Annotated in this window: 16 protein-coding genes; 9 read left to right on the top strand and 7 right to left on the bottom strand. The window is 63.4% G+C overall.

The features are described 5' to 3' along the window. Positions 1-25: 25 nt before the first annotated feature. From V6M61_RS01765 to V6M61_RS01745, 5 genes are all read left to right on the top strand, one after another. Positions 26-1003, top strand: a complete 978-nt coding sequence (locus V6M61_RS01765; RefSeq protein WP_332774836.1) for a tripartite tricarboxylate transporter substrate binding protein — start codon at positions 26-28, stop codon at positions 1001-1003. A gap of 28 nt (positions 1004-1031) precedes the next feature. Next, positions 1032-2402 (top strand): hypothetical protein, encoded by a 1371-nt coding sequence (locus tag V6M61_RS01760; protein WP_332774835.1) that lies wholly within the window; start codon positions 1032-1034, stop codon positions 2400-2402. A 46-nt stretch (positions 2403-2448) separates the two neighbouring features. Further along, positions 2449-3612, top strand: coding sequence for a Gfo/Idh/MocA family protein (locus V6M61_RS01755; RefSeq protein WP_332774834.1), 1164 nt, complete (start codon positions 2449-2451; stop codon positions 3610-3612). A 64-nt stretch (positions 3613-3676) separates the two neighbouring features. Continuing rightward, positions 3677-4885 carry a dihydrodipicolinate synthase family protein gene (locus V6M61_RS01750; protein WP_332774833.1) on the top strand — a complete coding sequence of 403 codons (1209 nt, stop codon included), beginning with the start codon at positions 3677-3679 and terminating at the stop codon, positions 4883-4885. A gap of 5 nt (positions 4886-4890) precedes the next feature. Beyond that, entirely contained in the window at positions 4891-5769 is an 879-nt protein-coding gene (locus tag V6M61_RS01745; protein WP_332774832.1) for a sugar phosphate isomerase/epimerase family protein, read from the top strand. Between the two features lie 159 nt (positions 5770-5928). Here V6M61_RS01745 and V6M61_RS01740 read toward each other — a convergent pair whose 3' ends face one another. Continuing rightward, entirely contained in the window at positions 5929-7167 is a 1239-nt protein-coding gene (locus V6M61_RS01740) for an MFS transporter (RefSeq protein WP_332774831.1), read from the bottom strand. A gap of 130 nt (positions 7168-7297) precedes the next feature. Between V6M61_RS01740 and V6M61_RS01735 the strand changes: the two genes are divergently transcribed. Then, positions 7298-8215 (top strand): AraC family transcriptional regulator, encoded by a 918-nt coding sequence (locus V6M61_RS01735; RefSeq protein ID WP_332774830.1) that lies wholly within the window; start codon positions 7298-7300, stop codon positions 8213-8215. A gap of 81 nt (positions 8216-8296) precedes the next feature. Here V6M61_RS01735 and V6M61_RS01730 read toward each other — a convergent pair whose 3' ends face one another. Further along, the gene (locus tag V6M61_RS01730; RefSeq protein ID WP_332774829.1) at positions 8297-8884 is read right to left on the bottom strand and encodes an RNA polymerase sigma factor; all 588 of its coding nucleotides are present in this window, start codon (positions 8882-8884) and stop codon (positions 8297-8299) included. After that, positions 8881-9099 (bottom strand): YgaP family membrane protein, encoded by a 219-nt coding sequence (locus tag V6M61_RS01725; protein WP_332774828.1) that lies wholly within the window; start codon positions 9097-9099, stop codon positions 8881-8883. Before V6M61_RS01725 ends, V6M61_RS01730 begins: the two co-directional genes overlap by 4 nt. 216 nt (positions 9100-9315) lie before the next feature. Between V6M61_RS01725 and V6M61_RS01720 the strand changes: the two genes are divergently transcribed. After that, entirely contained in the window at positions 9316-9561 is a 246-nt protein-coding gene (locus tag V6M61_RS01720) for a CDGSH iron-sulfur domain-containing protein (protein WP_332774827.1), read from the top strand. Positions 9562-9636: 75 nt separating this feature from the next. Here the strand turns inward: V6M61_RS01720 and V6M61_RS01715 are convergent, their stop codons facing one another. Both V6M61_RS01715 and V6M61_RS01710 read right to left on the bottom strand, forming a co-directional pair. Next, complete coding sequence (locus V6M61_RS01715) at positions 9637-10461, bottom strand: hypothetical protein (RefSeq protein WP_332774826.1); 825 nt, start codon at positions 10459-10461, stop codon at positions 9637-9639. A gap of 43 nt (positions 10462-10504) precedes the next feature. Beyond that, positions 10505-13345: a C1 family peptidase gene (locus tag V6M61_RS01710; RefSeq protein WP_332774825.1), complete on the bottom strand. Its 2841-nt coding sequence runs from the start codon at positions 13343-13345 to the stop codon at positions 10505-10507. 607 nt (positions 13346-13952) lie between these two features. Here V6M61_RS01710 and V6M61_RS01705 point away from each other — a divergent pair. Both V6M61_RS01705 and V6M61_RS01700 read left to right on the top strand, forming a co-directional pair. After that, entirely contained in the window at positions 13953-14678 is a 726-nt protein-coding gene (locus V6M61_RS01705; RefSeq protein ID WP_332774824.1) for a YebC/PmpR family DNA-binding transcriptional regulator, read from the top strand. Between the two features lie 11 nt (positions 14679-14689). Further along, positions 14690-14938, top strand: coding sequence for a DUF3297 family protein (locus V6M61_RS01700; protein ID WP_332774823.1), 249 nt, complete (start codon positions 14690-14692; stop codon positions 14936-14938). 111 nt (positions 14939-15049) lie between these two features. Here V6M61_RS01700 and clpB read toward each other — a convergent pair whose 3' ends face one another. Together clpB and V6M61_RS01690 are read right to left on the bottom strand one after the other, a co-directional pair. Beyond that, positions 15050-17650 (bottom strand): ATP-dependent chaperone ClpB, encoded by a 2601-nt coding sequence (gene clpB, locus V6M61_RS01695; protein ID WP_332774822.1) that lies wholly within the window; start codon positions 17648-17650, stop codon positions 15050-15052. 131 nt (positions 17651-17781) lie between these two features. Beyond that, positions 17782-18258, bottom strand: coding sequence for a molybdenum cofactor biosynthesis protein MoaE (locus V6M61_RS01690; RefSeq protein WP_332774821.1), 477 nt, complete (start codon positions 18256-18258; stop codon positions 17782-17784). Positions 18259-18470 lie beyond the last annotated feature (212 nt).

Genomic DNA, 18470 nt, shown 5'->3' with positions numbered 1-18470 from the left:
ACCACAACGCAAAAGGAGTGACATCATGAAATTCGTCCGCTTTGCGGCCATGGCATCCCTGGCATGCCTGGTTGCCCTCCCCCAGCTACCGGCCCATGCCCAGGCAGCCGGGTACCCGAACAAACCGATCCGGGTGATCGTGCCGTTCCCGGCGGGCAGCACCACGGACATCATTGCCCGGGCCATTGCCGACAAAATGGGGGCCAGCCTCGGTCAGGCCCTGGTCATTGACAACCGCGGGGGCGCCAGCGGCACCATTGGCCAAGCCCTGGTGGCCGCCGCCGCACCCGATGGCTACACCATCATGGTTCACTCCTCCTCGCACACGGTCAGCCCCTCCACCTTCGCCAAGCTGCCCTTCGACACACTGAGTGACTTTGCCGGTATCACGCCGATCTCCACCACACCGAACGTGCTGGTGATCTCGCCGTCCAAAAATATCAAAACGCTCAAGGATCTGCTGGCTGCAGCCAGGGCCAAACCGGGCAGCCTGAACTTTGCATCGGCTGGGCAAGGCAGCGCCACCCACTTGAACGCTGAAAAATTCAAAATGGCAGCCGGCATTGATGCCCTCAACATTCCATTCAAGGGATCGGCAGACGCGGTGACAGAGGTCATGGCCGGCCGCGTGGACTATTACTTTTCCCCCATCGCCCCGGTGATAGGCCAGATCAGGGAAGGTCAATTGCTGCCGCTGGCGGTGGGTTCACCCCGGCGCGCCAGCGCCCTGCCCGATGTGCCCACCACGACCGAAGCCGGCGTGCCGGGTTCGGAATTCAATTTCTGGATCGGCATGATGGCCCCGGCCAAAACGCCACGCGACATCATCAATCGCCTGCACGACGAGGTCGTCAAGGCGCTGGCCTCGCCAGAGGTCAAGACCCGGTTTGCCAACCTCGGTGCCGATGCCTGGAGCCTGAAGCCAGAGCAGTTCGACACCTACATCAAGGAAGAAGTCAGCAGCAACGCCCGGCTGGTCAAGGCCGCCGGCCTGGCACCCTGACCGTTAGTCTGACCTGGAGTCCCTTGACATGAACGTCCCCATGAACGCCGTGCCTGTGCGTGTGCGCGCCATCTCGCTCTTGCAGCGCCACGTGACCCTGCGACTGCCTTTTCGTTTTGGCGCTGCCACCGTCACACAATGCCCTCAGGCGTTCGTTCGGGTCAGTGTTGAAAAAGAGGGCAAGACCTTTGACGGCATGAGCGCCGAGTTGATGGTGCCGAAATGGTTTGACAAAACGGCCGGCCTGACGCACGAGCAGAACTTCGAGCAGTTGCGTGAGGCCTTGCGCACGGCCCGCTCCGCTTATCTGGCGGCCGATGCCCCACTCACGCCCTTTGCCCTGTCACAAACGCAGGGCGATGCCGCCATCAGCACGGCGGTGGCGCACGGCCTGCCCCGGCTGGCAGCGCAATTTGGCCCGGCCCTGCTGGACAAAGCCGTCGCTGATGCGGCACTGCGCGCCTGCGGCCTGGACTGGGTGCGCGGTGTCTCCACCGGCATTCTGGGTGACCCGTGGTCGGGCACACTGTCGCTCAAAGCGCCAGACCGTGTCTGGCTGCGCCACACGGTCGGTCTGGCGGATCGCATCCTTGCAGGCGATGCCGGCGCCAGTCCGGGCGACGGTTTACCCGAAACACTGGAAGACGCTCTAGCGCGTTATGGCCTGCGCTATTTCAAGATCAAACTGTGCGGCCAGCTCGACGCTGACCTGGACCGCCTGGCGCGTATCGCCAGCCTGCTGGCCAGTGCAGCGGGTGACTACCGCGTAACGCTCGATGGCAATGAAACCTTCGCGAGCGCCCAGGCGCTGGGTGAATTCTGGCGTGCGTTGCAGGCCACGCCGCAGGTGCAGGACCTGCTCGCCCGTACCCTGCTGCTGGAACAGCCCCTGCCCCGCCACCTGGCACTGAATGAGACCCTGGCCGGGCTGGGCATTGACGTTCCGGTGATTCTGGACGAATCCGACGACCACGCCGACGTGTTCGACAACGGCCTGAAGCTGGGCTACCGGGGCATTTCCTCCAAAGCCTGCAAAGGCATTTACCGGTCGCTGCACAGCGCCTGGCGCGTGGCCCGGGAACCGCAACGCCTGCTGCTGTCGGGCGAAGACCTGACCTGTCAGGCCGGGCTGGCCGTGCAGCAGGACACCTTGCTGGCCGCCAGCCTGGGTGTGACACATATCGAGCGCAACGGCCACCATTACGTGGATGGCTTCGGCGTCGCGCCGCAGGCCGAGGCCAACGCGTTTGCCCAGGCGCATCCAGACCTCTACCAGACCCACCAAGGTCGCCCCAGGCTGTCGGTACGGGATGGCCAGCTCCAGATTTCCTCACTGCACGTACCAGGCTTTGCCAGCGCTGCGGCGCCGTTGTGGGACAGCCTGACCGTGATTCGCTAGGTCCTCTTCTTTTTCTTTTTCTTCTTCACTTGAACCATCACACACCATGACCACACAAAGACTCGGCCTCATCATGCACGGCGTCACCGGACGCATGGGCATGAACCAGCACTTGATCCGCTCCATCGTCGCCATTCGTCAACAAGGCGGCGTCACCCTCTCCAATGGCGACAAAGTCTTGCCCGACCCTATCCTTATCGGCCGCAATGCCGAGAAGATAGAAGCACTGGCCAGGGCCCACGGCATCGAGCGCTGGGGTACTGACCTGGACGCCGCGCTGGCCAACAAGGAAGACACGGTGTTCTTCGACGCCGGCACCACGCAGATGCGCCCCACGCTCTTGGCGAAGGCGATCCGCGCGGGCAAACACGTTTACTGCGAAAAGCCGATTGCCACCAACCTCAACGAAGCGGTGGAGATCGCGCGCCTGGCCGAAAAGTCGGGCCTCAAGCACGGGGCCGTGCAAGACAAACTGTTCCTGCCGGGCCTGCGCAAGCTCGACATGCTGCGGCGCGCAGGTTTTTTCGGCAAGATGCTCAGCGTACGCATCGAGTTCGGTTACTGGGTATTTGAAGGCGACCTGCAGCCGATTCAGCGCCCAAGCTGGAACTACCGCGCCGAAGACGGCGGCGGCATGATCCTGGACATGATGTGTCACTGGCGCTACGTGCTGGACAACATGTTCGGCGAGGTGAGGTCGATCTCCTGCCTGGGCACTACCCACATCCCGCAGCGTTGGGACGAGGCCGGCAAGCCTTACGCGTGCACAGCAGACGACGCCGCCTACGCCACGGCCGAACTGACTGGCCACAATGGCGAGCCCGTGGTCGCCCAGCTCAACATGTCCTGGGCAACCCGCGTGCGACGCGACGACCTCGTGACCTTCCACGTGGACGGCACGCATGGCTCGGCGGTTGCCGGCCTGAGCGATTGCCGCGCGCAAAGCCGCGTGAACACCCCGCGCCCCGTCTGGAACCCGGACGTCAAACAGACGATGCCCTTCTTCGACCAATGGCAGGAAGTGCCAGATACAGAAACCTACGACAACGGCTTCAAGATCCAGTGGGAGCACTTCATCCGCCACGTGGTGGAGAACGAGCCTTACCGCTATACGCTGCCCGACGGCGCCAAAGGCGTGCAGTTGGTCGAAGCAGCGCTGCAATCGTGGCGTGAACGCCGCTGGGTGGATGTTCCGGCGCTTCAAATTTGATAGCTTCTTGCCAATATTCCACAAGGGCTAGAGCACGATTTTGCTCATAAAAAAGAAAGCTTTCATGTCCCAGACTCTTTTACTGCCTGACGCATCAGGCGTATTGCAGACCTACACGCTGCACGGCATGCCGCCGGTCAAACCCGCGCCCAACGCACGAGCGGGTCGCCAAGCGACGGCATTCAACCGAATCGCCTACTCGGCCGCCCATGTGGTGGCCGATCCGCGCGCCGCCATCGACCCCTGGCTGCAATGCGCGGTGGACTGGGATGCCACCATCGCTTACCGCCGCCACCTGTGGTCGCTGGGTCTGGGGGTTGCCGAGGCCATGGACACGGCCCAGCGCGGCATGGGCCTGGACTGGCCGACCTCGCTGGAACTGATCCGCCGCTCGCTAGCCGCGGCCAAAGACGTCCCCGGCGCGCTCGTGGCCTCGGGCTGCGGCACCGACCACCTGGTGCTGGAGAACGTCAAGACCGTCGATGAAGTCATCCGGGGCTATGAAGAACAGATGGCGGCCATCGAGAAACTCGGCGGCAAACTCATCGTGATGGCCAGTCGCGCCCTGGCGCGCGTGGCGCAAAGCCCGGCCGACTACGAACGCGTCTACGACCGCATCCTGAGCCAGGCGAAGCAGCCTGTCGTGCTGCACTGGCTGGGCGACATGTTCGACCCGGCACTCGCAGGCTACTGGGGCACCAAGGATGTGGACGCCGCCATGGACACCGCCCTCGGCATCATTGCGGCGCACTCCGACAAGGTCGATGGCATCAAGATCTCCCTGCTCGACAAGGACAAGGAAATCGCCATGCGCCGCCGCCTGCCCGCGGGGGTGCGCATGTACACCGGGGACGATTTCAATTACGCCGAGCTGATTGCCGGCGACGGCCATGGCAGCGAGCCGACCCATGGCAAGAGCGATGCGCTGCTCGGCATCTTCGACGCCATCGCTCCCGCTGCCAGTGCAGCCCTCGGCGAACTCGCGCAAGGCAATGTCGAGAGGTTCCACGCCATCCTGGGGCCTACGGTGCCGCTGTCACGCCACATCTTTGCCGCGCCCACGCGCTTCTACAAAACCGGCGTGGTCTTCATGGCCTGGCTCAATGGCCACCAAAGCCACTTCACCATGGTGGGTGGTCAGCAGAGCACGCGCTCGCTGGTGCATCTGGCGGAACTGTTCCGGCTCGCCGATGCGGCCAACCTGCTGGAGCACCCGGACCTGGCCGTCAGGCGCATGAAGACGCTGCTGGCTCTGCACGGCATCGAAGGCTGATCACGATGCGTGATTTCTCGCAAGACCACCGCTGGTTGTCCATCAACACCGCCACCGTGCGCAAGCAGCGCGGCGTCGAGCAGCCGTTGCCGGACATCATCGAAGCCTGCGCCCGGCGCGGCATACGCGCCATCTCGCCCTGGCGGGACCAGGTGGCCGCCGCCGGCCTGAGCACCATTTCCCGCCTCGTCAAAACCCACGGCCTGGCCCTCTCAGGCTACTGCCGCGGCGGCATGTTCCCGGCAACCAACGCGGCAGGCCTGCAGGCCGCACGCGATGACAACCGCCGCGCTGTCGATGAAGCCTGTGAGCTCAATGCGGCCTGCCTGGTACTGGTGGTCGGTAGTCTGCCGGGCGCCCTGGCCGGCAAAGCAGTCCACAAGGATATTGCCCTGTCGCGCAGCCAGGTGCATGACGGGATTGCCGAGCTGCTGGAATATGCCACGGTGAACCACATGCCGCTGGCGATTGAACCGCTGCACCCGATGTACGCCGCCGACAGGGCCTGCATCAACACGATGGAGCAGGCGCTTGATGTGTGCGACGCACTGGACTCTTCAAGATCTGGCACCCTCGGCGTGGCCGTAGACGTGTACCACGTCTGGTGGGACCCCAAGCTTGAAGCGCAGATCAAGCGCGCCGGCAAGGAGCGCCTGTTGGCATTTCACGTGTGCGACTGGCTCACCCCCACGACCGATCTGCTGAACGACCGCGGCATGATGGGAGACGGCGTGATCGACATCCCCAAAATCCGCGGCTGGGTTGAAGCGCAGGGTTTTGCGGGCTATAGCGAGGTGGAGATTTTTTCCACCGCCACCTGGTGGCAGCGCGACGGCGGCCCTGTGCTGGACACCTGCATCGCGCGGCACAAAACAGCGGTCTGAAGCCTCTACGACGGGCTATGAGACTTATTTAAAACGGTACGACAGCGCCACTCATCAAGGACAGCGAGGCCAGAACGCGGTTGCCAGAGAAACCAGTGAGCATGTCGTTCATGCATGACTGATGGAAGTCATGCAGGGTAGTACGGGTCCCCGCCCTGGTCAGGCCGTGATCAGGGTCGTGCGCCGCACCCGCCGAACATTGAAAGCACTGGCAATCAGCACCGCCTGCACCAGCGCCAAACCCAGCAGCACGCCACGGTACTGGCCGTGGTCCATCATCACGCCAAAGATCAGCGGCGAAACGGCCTGGCCAATGTCCAGGCCCGCATACACCACGCCGTAGACGCGGCCCGAGGCATTGTCAGGCGTGGAGCGCTTGACCAGCAAATCCCGCGAAGGCGCCGCGATGCCCGATGCAAAACCCATGGCACCAAACAGCACGGGCACCATCCACGCGGCAAAACTGCCCAGGGCCAGCAGCAGTGCAATGACTGCCGCCGCCCCGAAGCCGATGCCGACAATGCGCTCGCACCGGGTGGGATCCGCGGCCAGAAAGCCGCCCAGCACCATGCCGCCGGCGCTGCACACCATGTAAATGGTCAGGCACATCGCCACCAGCGCCAGGGGCACGCCATGCAGATGGCGGGCAGCTTCCGGCGCAAAGGCCTGCACCACGCTGAGCACAATGGCGTACCAGAAGAAGAACGCAAAGCACATCCACACCGCGGGAATCCTGAGAAAACTCAAGGAGCTGTCGGGCGCGGCGCCGCCCTTGCCGGGCGCTGTCACATTCAGCGTCAGCTTGTCGCGATTCAACAGCAGCACCCCCATCACCGCAAAGACCAGCAAACCTGCGGCGACCAGCGCCACGCGCCATGACCAGGCAAAGGTCAGCGTGACCACCAGCGCCGGCGCCAGCGCCCAGCCCAGGCTACCGGTGATGCCATGCACGCTGTAGGCATGGCCCAGGCGCGATGGGCTCACCTTGCGGTTGATCAGCGTGTAGTCCACCGGGTGAAACACGCCGTTGCCCACACCGGCAATCACGGCAAAGCCGGCCATCATCCAATAGCTGGTGCTGACCGAATAGCCAAAGGCCGCAATGCCAAGCAAGGTCAGGCCGGCAAACAGAATGGGGCGCGGGCCGAAACGGTCCACCACAAAGCCCGACAAAGCCTGCACCGCGCAGGAGACGACGAAAAAAATCGTCATCAAAAACCCCAGCTCCGCGTAGCTGACCTTGAACTCGTCCTTGAGCCAGGGAAACAGCGGCGCCAGCAGCAACTGGCTGAAGTGGCTGATCAGGTGAGCCGTGCCGACCAGTCCAATGACACTGGCGTCGTGCCGCAGGGAAACAGCCTCGGCCGTGGGCACATTCACGGTGCTTGAAGTATTCATGGCGCTATCGTAATATCGGGCTCGATTGCTTAAATGCGACAAAAAGCCATATTTCATCGAATTTCAGACAAATACAGCTAACCGCCTTTCGCCCAAGCCCGCCTTTCACCTCACCAGGCTCAACCACTTCATGGCCCGCAACGCCCGACTTCACGTCATGCCGGTAGGCGACACCCACGCCTTCACGCCGAGCCGGCAGCGGCCTGTGCGCGTGCGCACGCGCTCGATGCGGGCCGACTCACACTTCGAGCCACACAGCCACGCCTGGGCCCAACTGGCCTACTGCGCCACCGGCATCCTGCAGGTGAGCGCCGCGCAAGCTGCCGGCCATGCCGACGAGGTCACCTACATCGTGCCGCCTTCGCGCGCCGTGTGGATTGCGCCGGGCGCCAGGCACTCGGTCCACGTGCTGGAAACGGCCGAATTCCGCACGCTGTATATCGATGCCTCGGCCACGCCGGCGGGCTGGCACGGTTGCCGCATGATCGTGGTGTCGGCGCTGCTGCGGGAGTCGATTCATGCACTCGATGATATGGCCCCCCACGCTTCGCTGCCCCCCGGGGGGGCCGTTTTTGCCTTGGGGCGGCCCGGCGGCAAAACTCCTGCCGGCCCGGCCCTGAGTCCGTCGCGCGAACAGTTGCTCAGCGGCCTGGTGCTCGACGAAATCACCCACGCCGACACGCAAGCGCTGGGCGTGCCGCTGCCGCATCCGCAAAGCGGCGACAAGCGCCTGCGCGCGCTGTGCGAAGCGGTGCTGCGCGCGCCATCCGAGCGTGCCACGCTGGCCGAATGGGCCACCGACGTCGGTGCCAGCGAGCGCACCGTGGCGCGCCTGTTTCGCGACGAGCTGGGCACCAGCTACCAGCAATGGCGCCAGCAGGCCATCCTCGCCCACGCCTTGCCCCTGCTGGCGCGCGGCGCGCCGGTCAGCGAGGTAGCAGCGGCCAGCGGCTATGCCAGCGACAGCGCGTTCTCGGCCATGTTCAAGGCGGCCATGGGGCAGTCCCCGAGTCACTTTCAGACTAAAAACAAGCTGCAGCCCTTGTAAAACATGCGAAGACAGCTATCAAATAAATAGCAAATAATGATTGCCGCGGCACCCCGCAGCAGGTGCTGCGTCACCGATGCGCTACAGAACATGCTCGTCTCCCTGGGAATGGGTTGCTGCGGGCGACCCGTCTTTAGACCAGTAGCCGCTGGCCATGAGGCTGGTGCGAACCATGGCGCGAGCGCGGTGCAGCCGACTCTTGACGGCTTCGACGCTCACACCCAGGTGCTGCGCCACCTCAGGCGCCGTGAGTTCATCCACATCCCGCAGGAGGAGCACCTCACGGTACAAGACCGGGAGCGCACCGATGGCCCGGCTCAGGTCCAACCGCAAGTCCAGCGGCACCGGTGGCGCCGCAATCGTTTCAATGTCGGGGCCGTCTTTGGCCTGCCCGCCCGTATGACTGCCGGATAAGCGAAAGAGGCGAAAGCATTCGCGCTCAACGATGCGAAACAGCCAGACCGCAAACGTCGCTGCGGTTCGCAGGGCGCCTATCTTGCGGTACAGCTGCCACAACGCCAGTTGGACCGCATCCTCGGCGTCCTCCGCCGTGGAACAGGTTCGCCGCGCAAAGCGCTTGAGGTCCGGCTGGCAGACCATGAGCAGTTGCGCAATGGCCTGCGTGTTGCCCGTACGGGCAGCCTCGACCAGCTGAAGGGGCGCTTTCACGATTGGGTGTTCCTCACGGGTCGGCGCCCGGCCAGGGCGCAGGCAGGGCAAAAACCGGCGATGCCGGTCAAGCCCATCGTCAGGGCAGACGCGAGCCCTGCCCAGGCCAGCCAGCCGCCGGGCAGCCACAGCACAGAGGCAAAGGCCAGCACCAGGCCACCGCCCAGCCGCAAAGCCCGCTCCCAGGCAGGCAGATTTCGTTGCAGGAAAAACATCAGGCGCTCCTTGTAGGTGATTGATACTGACAAAGAGGCCCGTATCAGGCCAAAAGATTCAGAATTTTGCAAATATCTTGATGCACGCGAGATCTGAAACGATAGCAAAGGATGCCCTCCCTGCTCAGATCAGGCGCAGTCTGTGACGGCTTGCACCCCGCATCAAATAGCGCCACACTGAAGGCTCAAGCATCGGTTGACCCAAGGAGGCAGCTCATGGGAAATGGCGTTCGGGCTTCTGACACCCCCTTTGCCGTTGTTGTGCAGCAGGGCCAGGACTACTGGTGGTGTGCCTGCGGAAAAAGCAAGAACCAGCCGTTTTGCGACGGCTCGCACAAAGCCGAAGGCATTTTCAAGCCCATACGGTACAGCGCCACCGAAAACGCCACGGTGTACTTCTGCGGCTGCAAGGCCAGCGGCCACAAGCCCCTGTGCGACGGGACGCACAAGAAACCCGTTTGAGTTTGAAACAGACCGCAGCCCTTGCCTCCATGGCGCCGGCCACTGTCCGTGCAGCCTGCCTGGCAGCCCGGCGCCTTACTTCACACACTCCGCCACCTTGCCCCATCGGTTCTCGGGCTCGCAGAAGCGGTTTTTCTCCCGGTATTCGCACAAGCCGCGGCTGAAAAAATTGTCCTTGCCCTGGCACCACGCAAGCCCGGCTTTCAAGGCTTCGTGCCACTCGGCGGCAGAGGCCTTCGCCGCTTCTGCGCTCGCAGCCCCGGCCTGCGTGGCCGTTCGGAACTGATCCAGGTCAATGGGCGCTATCTTGGGGACGCCGAGCGTCTTGGTCGCCGGAACAGGCACCTGCTTCTGGTCGGTTTGGCGCGTGGAGGAATTCAGGATATCGCCGCTGCGTGGATCGATGACCTGCTTCTCGATCACGCCGTTTTCGTAGGTTCTTTTGCGAATGACGGCGTCCCCCTGCAGTTGATCGATTTGCTGGTAGCGACCCAGGCCTTTCGGCGGCGGTGGGTCCTGGGCGACGGCGTTTGAAACAAGAGAAAAACCTACCGTCTTCTTTGGGCCGCCATCGTGCGATGGAAACGGGAACCACTGGGTGAAGTTTCCGAACTCAACGAAGACGTCGCCTTTTTCATAAACCTCAAAACGTACTTCCACGGTCCCGTTGTTCTGCTTGATGGGTACGGGAAACGCCGCGACCGGCTGCTTCTTGAAATACTCACGGAACAATCTTTCGTTGATTCGCTCGGCTTCAGTTCTGGGAAGTTTCAGCAGCGAGGAATAGATATCGACGCCTGCGTTGATGAGCGCCGGCAGGACAACGAGAACGCTCGTCAGGCCGACGATCCATCCCTTGGAGCGGACAAGGAATGAGGCAGGTGCATCAGGCTCAGGCATGGCAATCTCCTTGGAAAAAAAGAACCGGGAGCAACAGGAATCGTTAAAAACCCCGCAGGTCATCGACCGGGTTCAGCAGCGGCCCGCCGCGGATGCGCTCCAGCGTCTTGCCGACCACGGCCACATCATTGTCGAAGGCGCCATGGGCGGCGTCAATCTCGCGGTTGGGCAAGGCGGCGGTGACCTTGTCTTGCGTGAGGACCGAGAAGCGTCCGTCCCTGTTCAAGCCGGCGCTGGCCGCGGCCTGGCGCCAGGCCTTCAGGGACTCGCCGGTGCTGGAGGTGCCGTCCCAGCCGCTGTAGTCCTGCTTGAACACGTTTTCCAGGCCCAGGATGGGCGTGCGCAGGTCCACCTCCAGCGCATTGGAGACGAAGTACAGCAAGGATTTGCGGTAGATCGCCACCACGTTGTCGTTGCGCTCGACCCGGTCCGACAGCACCTGCATGTACAGGCGCTTCATCAGCTCGGCGTGCGGCGCGTAGTGCCGGTTGGCGAACTGCACCGTGCAGGCCGGCGCGTACAGGTGAATCGTCTTCACCTTGTCGGACAATCGGCGCGCCGCCAGCGCCGTCAGCAAATGCCCGAGGATGATAGAGCCGGCCGAGTGGCCCACCAAGTGCACTTCCAGCGCGTCGCCCCAGGTGTCCGCCAGCTTTTGCAGGGCGGTGATCAGCAAGTCGCCGCCGCGCCCGGAGCCGAACGCCAGTTCGGCGTTTTCCTTCATCTCGCTCCAGACCGGCCGGGCCAGCGGGCGGCCAATGGTTTTTTCAAGCAGCAAATCGGTCTTTTCCGAGACCCATTCGCCCACGCCGCCGGCCAGCACCGGCTGCTTGCGGAAAGCGTCGCTGATGATGCTGCCGATGGATTCCAGCAGGCCCGTCTTCCAGACCAGGAACAGCGGATAGCAATCGTTGCCCAGGAAGTGCCGGCCCATGGCCCGGGCGCGCTGGATGGCGGCGTCTTCGCTGTTCAGGCCGCCATGGGCATAGATCAGCAACCGCTTCGGGCCAGCGCCGGCCTGCGTGCGAAACCACTGGTCGGGCAGGCCGGCCACCTGGTGCAGCAGCGTGCGGCTGAGCTCGTCTTCGGTCAGGTAGCGCTTCATGCGGCCGTCGTTGCCCAGCACCACGCTGTGCTGGTAGGCCTGGCCTTCGCTCCACCACAGGCTCTTGTTGGCGCCACCGGCCGGCCCGCTGACGCCATCGCTGCGGCTGCTGACGCGGCCGACCACCACGCCGGGCACGCCCATCGCCACCACCCAGGCATCCATGCCATTGGCCAGCCAGTCGGCGTAGGTCAGCACGGCGAAACCACCCGCCCCCCAATCGCGGCCCCAGGAGTTCTGGATGACGAAGCCCCGCGCATTGAAGCCCACCAGCGCAAACGCATGGCCATCGATTTCCGACGGCCGCCCGTCGAAGGGAATGGCCGGCAAAGCCTGGTGCCCCGAAGGCGGCTCGCTGCGCCGAGGCACTTCGTTCCAGCCGCGGTGGGTGAAGGCAGACACATACACCGCCCCCACGCTCTGGATGGCGGCGTGCAGGTCGGTGATCGATTTCAGGTCGATACGGTAGTACACGCCCAGCGTGTTGGCCGACGCGCGCCTGGCATAGCCGTACTTCGGCTGCTGCTGCGCTGCCGCGCTGTAGGGCCAATCGCTCTCGAGGCACACGCCGTGGTTGAACCAGCCCTTGAGCGCGCCGCGGCAACTGGAGCCGTCGTAATCTTCGCCGGCGTATTCGTCATAGCGGCGCGCGAAGTTGTAGAACATGCGCGGGCTGACGGAGTCCATCCGGGCCGGGTAGCCCGCCTTGCTCCAGCGCAGGTAGTTCACCACGCAAGCCAGGCCAAAACCGGTGCAGGCGCCCTCCTGCCCCTGGTCCAGCACCAGGCCGGCCTTGGCATAGGTCGGCAAGAACCGCTGGACGTCAGCATCGGAAGGAAAGGCCTCCTGCAAGCCCACCGGCGGCGGCAGGTAAGGCCGGTCATTCAAATCGCCGGGATCTTTGCGGACGGTCAATGAACGCTTGCCGGCAGCAGCCGCGGGCGCGGCGACTGTGGCAGCGGCCAAAGGCGCAGCCGGCCAGATCTTGTCGGCCAGCGTAAACACTTCCTTGAAGCGGTCCAGCCCATGCGCACCGCCGTTGACCAGCTTGCGTGCCGCGGCGAAGTTTCCTTTGGCCAGGGCTTCGCGCATCGCATCGGCGCGGTCGGCCAGGAATTGGGCCAACAGCAGGGCCGCGACCTCGGGCGCATTGGCCAGGTCGGCATGGCCTGCCAGGTCCAGCCCCAAGGCCAGGCCGTACTTCTCGTAGTTGGCCCGCCCCGTGAGCTGCACGAAGCCGCGTCCCTTGAAACGTGCGCCATCGCCGGGCTGGGTATTGCCCAGCCGCTTCTTCGGATTGTCATAGGCGCTGAAGGGGGGCGCACCGGGCGCCGTGTTGAACTGCGAGGGCAGCTCGGAGATCGGCACGAAACCCTCGCTCTCGGCGCGGATTGTGCCCAGGGCCGCGCAGATCATCGGGCGGTCGGTCAGGCCCATGACCTCCAGTGCGGCAGCCACGTACGGCAGGTAGCGGGCAATGTTGGCGGGCTTGGTGGCCGGGAACAGGCGGCGCACCGAATCGAGGTTCAGCGCGAGGGCCAATCCGCCGGGCTGGCGCAGGCCCAGCACGGCCTGGCAATACGGTCCGATCACGCCATCGGCCACCAGGCCCACGCCCACTTGCCAGCGGCGCACGGCCGCCTCCGCGTCAGCGTCCAGCAGCTCGCCCGTTTCCAGTGTGCCGAACCCCTGGGCGTCGTCGCCCAGCTGTTTCGCCAGTTCCTGCCGAAGCCGATGAACCTCGGCGCCCTGGCTGCCCCTGATCAGAAGATTTGGCATACGGCCTCCTGCGTTGTTGGTTCCGTCGATACCAACTTGGAGTTTGGGCTGAGCGCGGCGGCCAGTCATCCCCCAAATAGAGGAGACGCAGGCTGACTGGCCCGATGCGGGGCGTCAAACCGCTAACAAAGGCGTGCCGCCGCGGAAAAAGCCGGATCGAAGCCGACCTTGGCTAGGGCCTGTTAACGCTATTTTTACAAATGCGAACGGGGTGAAAACAGCGCCAATCAAGGCGCGCGACGACGCCCAGACCGGGCGTCTGGGCTAGGAGTGCAACGCTGAGTGGCGCTGTTTTCACCCCGTTCCCTTCGGGTTGCGATCAAAAAGGCCATGCGCGGCGTTGCAAAGCCTTGTCGGGGGCCTACCCCGACGGCGTTTTGCGCCTTGCTCATGGCCTTTTTGACTCGCAACGCATCTTGTAAAAATAGCGTTAACAGGCCCTAGCTTGGCAATCGCCGCCTCTGACGGTTCAGGTCCATCGTATGGGTGTATAAACAGATCCCCCCGGTCCTGCGCCGCTTCTTTACTTCTTTAAATAGCGCGCATGCCCCATCACCCCGAACAAGCCAGGCGCATGTAAGCGCTACAACACCAAGGAATTTCAAACATGGGCGCGCAGTGGAAAGCAAAAGGCAAGGAACTGGCCGCAAATGCCAGGGGCCGGGTATTTGGAAAATTGGCCAAAGAAATCATGGTCGCGGCGCGCAGCGGAGCCGATCCCGCTTCGAACGCGCGCCTGCGGCTGGTCGTGGAGCAGGCACGCAAAGCCTCCATGCCCAAGGACACGCTTGAGCGCGCCATCAAGAAAGGCGCTGGACTCACCGGTGAGGCGGTTCATTTTGAACACGTGATTTACGAAGGCTTCGCGCCGCACCGCGTCCCCGTCATGGTCGAATGCCTGACCGACAACCTGAATCGCACCGCATCAGAAATACGCGTCTTGTTCCGCAAGGGGCACTTGGGCACCTCCGGCTCGGTCGCCTGGGATTTTGACCATGTCGGCATGATCGAAGCCGAGCCTGTTGCTTCGAGTACAGCAGCAGGCGCCGATCCCGAACTGGCCGCCATTGAAGCGGGCGCCCAGGACTTTGAGCCCGGCGAGGAAGACGGCGTCACGATGTTCCTGACCGATGCCGCGGATCTCGACCTGGTCAGCCGCGCATTGCCAGCCCAGGGCTTCAGCGTCTTGTCCGCCAAGCTGGGCTACAAGGCCAAGAACCCGATTGATCCCGCGAGCTTGAGCGCCACGGATCTGGAAGAGGTAGAGGCTTTCCTGGCCGCCATCGACGCGAATGACGATGTGCAAAATGTGTTTGCGGGCCTGGCGGGGTGACAATGACGGCCATGAACGAAACCACCAACCTCCCGCCCCTGCCCAACCGCCTGTCCACCGACCCGCGCAGCCCCCATCACGTCGCCGCCATCTTTGAACATGCCATCGGCATTCGGCTCAACGACAAGGAGCGTTCGGATGTCGAGGAGTACTGCATCAGCGAGGGCTGGGTGACGGTGCCCGCAGGCAAGACGCTGGATCGCAAGGGCCATCCGCTGATGATCAAGTTGAAGGGCAAGGTCGAAGCGTTTTATAAATAAGCGATTTCTTGCCGCCAGTCAGCAGAATTTATATTAAAAGAGCCCTGTAGCCCAATCAGAACGGGCGCAAGCAGCTATCAAGTCAATAGCACCCGCGCACCACCGGGGAGTTCAATGAACCGCCCGCTCGAACTTGAACACCCCAGGCTCGCGCACCGGGTCCACATCGACCGGAATCACGCTCTTGGGCGGGAAGCGCCCTTCGAGCAACAACCTGGACAGCGGGTTCTCGATGCGCTGCTGGATGGCGCGCTTGAGGGGCCGTGCGCCGAACACCGGGTCGAAGCCGACCTTGGCCAGTTCGGCAATCGCCGGCTCCGAGACCTGCAGTGCCAGGTCCATCTTTTGCAAGCGCGCCTCCAGCACCCTGAGCTGGATGCGGGCAATCGACTCAATGTGCTTCGCGTCGAGCGCGTGGAACACCACGGTCTCGTCAATCCGGTTCAAAAACTCGGGGCGGAAGTAGTTCTTCAGCTCGTCCGTTACGGCGTCCTTGATGTCTTCATACGGCTGGCCCACCATGGACTGGATGAGGGGCGAGCCGATGTTGCTGGTCATGACGATCACCGTGTTCTTGAAGTCCACGGTGCGGCCCTGGCCGTCCGTCAGCCGGCCATCGTCCAGCACCTGCAACAGCACGTTGAACACATCGGGGTGGGCTTTTTCGATCTCGTCAAGCAGCAGCACGCTGTAGGGCTTGCGGCGCACGGCTTCGGTCAGGTGGCCGCCCTCTTCGTAGCCTACATAGCCGGGCGGTGCGCCGATCAACCGCGCGACTGAATGCTTTTCCATGAACTCGCTCATGTCGACGCGGATCAGGTGGTCTTCCGAGTCGAACAGGAAACCAGCCAGCGCCTTGCATAGCTCGGTTTTACCGACGCCCGTGGGGCCAAGGAACAGGAAGGAACCGGTCGGGCGATTCGGATCGCTCAGGCCCGAACGCGAGCGGCGGATGGCGTTGGCCACTGCGGCGATCGCTTCGTTTTGCCCCACCACGCGCTCGTGCAGCCTGCCTTCCATCAGCAGCAGCTTGTCGCGCTCGCCCTGCATCAGTTTGCTGACGGGAATGCCGGTGGAACGCGCCACCACTTCGGCGATTTCTTCCGCGCCCACCTGCGTGCGCAAAAGCTGCGGCGCACTCGACGCACCTTTTTGGGCTTCCGTGTCCTGCGCCTGTTTCAGGCGTTTTTCAAGCTCGGGCAGCCTGCCATACTGCAGTTCGGCCACCTTGTTGAAGTCCCCTTTGCGCGTGAACTCCTCGATCTGGAAGCGCAGCTTGTCGATTTCTTCCTTGTACTGGGCCGAACCCTGGGCCTGCGCTTTCTCGGCTTTCCAGATCTCATCAAGATCGGCAATTTCCTTTTGCAGCTTGGTAATTTCGTCCTCGATCAGGCCAAAGCGCTTTTGGGAGGCCTCGTCTTTTTCGCGGCGCACGGCTTCGCGCTCGATCTGCAACTGGATCAGCCGGCGATCCAGCTTGTCCATCACCTCCGGCTTGGAGTCCATCTCGATCTTGATCTTGGCCGCCGCCTCGTCGATCAGGTCAATCGCCTTGTCGGGCAGAAAACGGTCGGTGATGTAGCGGTGGCTCAGCTCAGCGGCCGCCACGATGGCCGGGTCGGTGATCTGCACGCCATGGTGTACTTCGTATTTCTCCTGCAGGCCGCGCAGGATGGCGATGGTGGCCTCCACCGTGGGTTCGTCCACCAGGATTTTCTGGAAGCGGCGCTCCAGCGCGGCGTCTTTTTCAATGTATTTGCGGTACTCGTCCAGCGTGGTCGCGCCCACGCAGTGCAGCTCGCCGCGGGCCAGCGCGGGCTTGAGCATGTTGCCCGCGTCTATCGCGCCCTCGGCCTTGCCGGCGCCGACCATGGTGTGCAGCTCGTCAATGAAGACGATGGTTTGCCCCTCGTCCTTGGCCAGCTCCTTGAGCACGGTTTTCAGGCGCTCTTCAAACTCGCCGCGAAACTTGGCACCGGCCAGCAGCGCCGCCATGTCGAGCGACAGCACGCGTTTGCCCTTGAGTGACTCCGGCACCTCGCCCGCGACGATGCGCTGGGCCAGTCCTTCGACGATGGCGGTCTTGCCGACGCCGGGCTCGCCGATGAGCACGGGGTTGTTTTTGGTGCGGCGCTGCAGCACCTGGATGGCACGGCGAATTTCGTCGTCGCGGCCAATCACCGGGTCCAGCTTGCCCAGGCGGGCGCGCTCGGTCAGGTCCAGGCAATACTTCTTGAGAGCCTCGCGCTGGCCTTCGGCATCCGCGCTGTCGACGTTCTGCCCGCCGCGCACCGCGTCAATCGCCGCTTCGAGCGACTTGCGGGTCAGCCCATGGTCCAAGGCGAGCTTGCCGATCCCGCTTTTGCTGTCAGTCACCGCCAGCAGAAACAGCTCGCTCGCGATGAACTGGTCATTGCGCTTGATGGCCTCTTTTTCAGTCGCCTGCAGCAGCCTGCCCAGATCGGGGCTGACCTGCACCTGGTCCTGCCCTTGCACCTGCGGCAGTTTTTTGACGGCCGCGTCAGCCGCTGCCTGCAAGCCGGCCACGTTGGCGCCGGCACGCTCCAGCAGCGCCCTGGGGCCGCCTTCCTGCCGCAGCAAGGCCGCCAGCAGGTGCACCGGTTCGATGTAGGCATGGTCGTTGCCCAGCGCCAGCGACTGGGCGTCGCTCAGGGCTTCCTGGAATTTGGTCGTGAGTTTGTCTTGTCGCATGAGAGGGCTCCATAAAGCACTTTAAAGCGCTCCGAAAGAATTGATTGTTGTGGATTTGGGGCGTATCCACCACTTTTCAAGTCAATCATGGGGCCCAAGCCCAACAGGTTTCTGGTGCAGGCCAACGCCGCTCAGGCGTTTTTGACGCTGATGCCCCATTTGGCCAGCGCGGCATCGTCGGCAGATCGCGCGTCCACCCAGCGGGCGCCTTCGGGCGTCTGCTCTTTTTTCCAGAACGGCGCCTGGGTCTTGAGGTAGTCCATCAAAAACTCGCAGGCCTGGAAGCTCTCAAAGCGGTGCGCCGACGTGACGGCCACCATGACCACCTGGTCCAGCGGCTGCAAGAGCCCGACGCGGTGGATCACCCGGGCGCCAAAAATATCAAAGCGCACAAAAGCCTCGTCAATCATGGCTTCAATGGCCTTTTCGGTCATGCCGGGGTAATGCTCCAACTCCATCGAGCTCACGGTGCTGCCATCGTTGCGGTCGCGGACCGTCCCGACAAAACTGCAGACCGCGCCTACCCGCTTGTCGCCCGCGCGCAAGGCGGCAACCTCATCGGCGAGATTGAAGTCTTCCGTGCTGATCAGGACGCGGGGTGAAGTCATTACGCAATTTTGCCACCGGCCGCCGAAAGCCGGGTAAGATTTGCCGCATGACTGGCCACACGACTTTCCCTGCAGCCTGGACGCCAAGCGGCGCCAGCGCGAATGGGGCGTGCGCCAGCAAATCGAAAAAACCGTTGCTCATTTGACCGGGGCTGCGGTTCCGTCGTCGAATGAGCGATGGAGCCGCCGGTTACTTTCAAGTCTTTCGCGGA

Source organism: Polaromonas sp., assembly GCF_036676035.1.
GTDB lineage: Bacteria > Pseudomonadota > Gammaproteobacteria > Burkholderiales > Burkholderiaceae_C > Polaromonas.
Note: the sequence above shows the minus strand (reverse complement) of the source record. Positions and strands in the feature narration are given on the sequence as shown.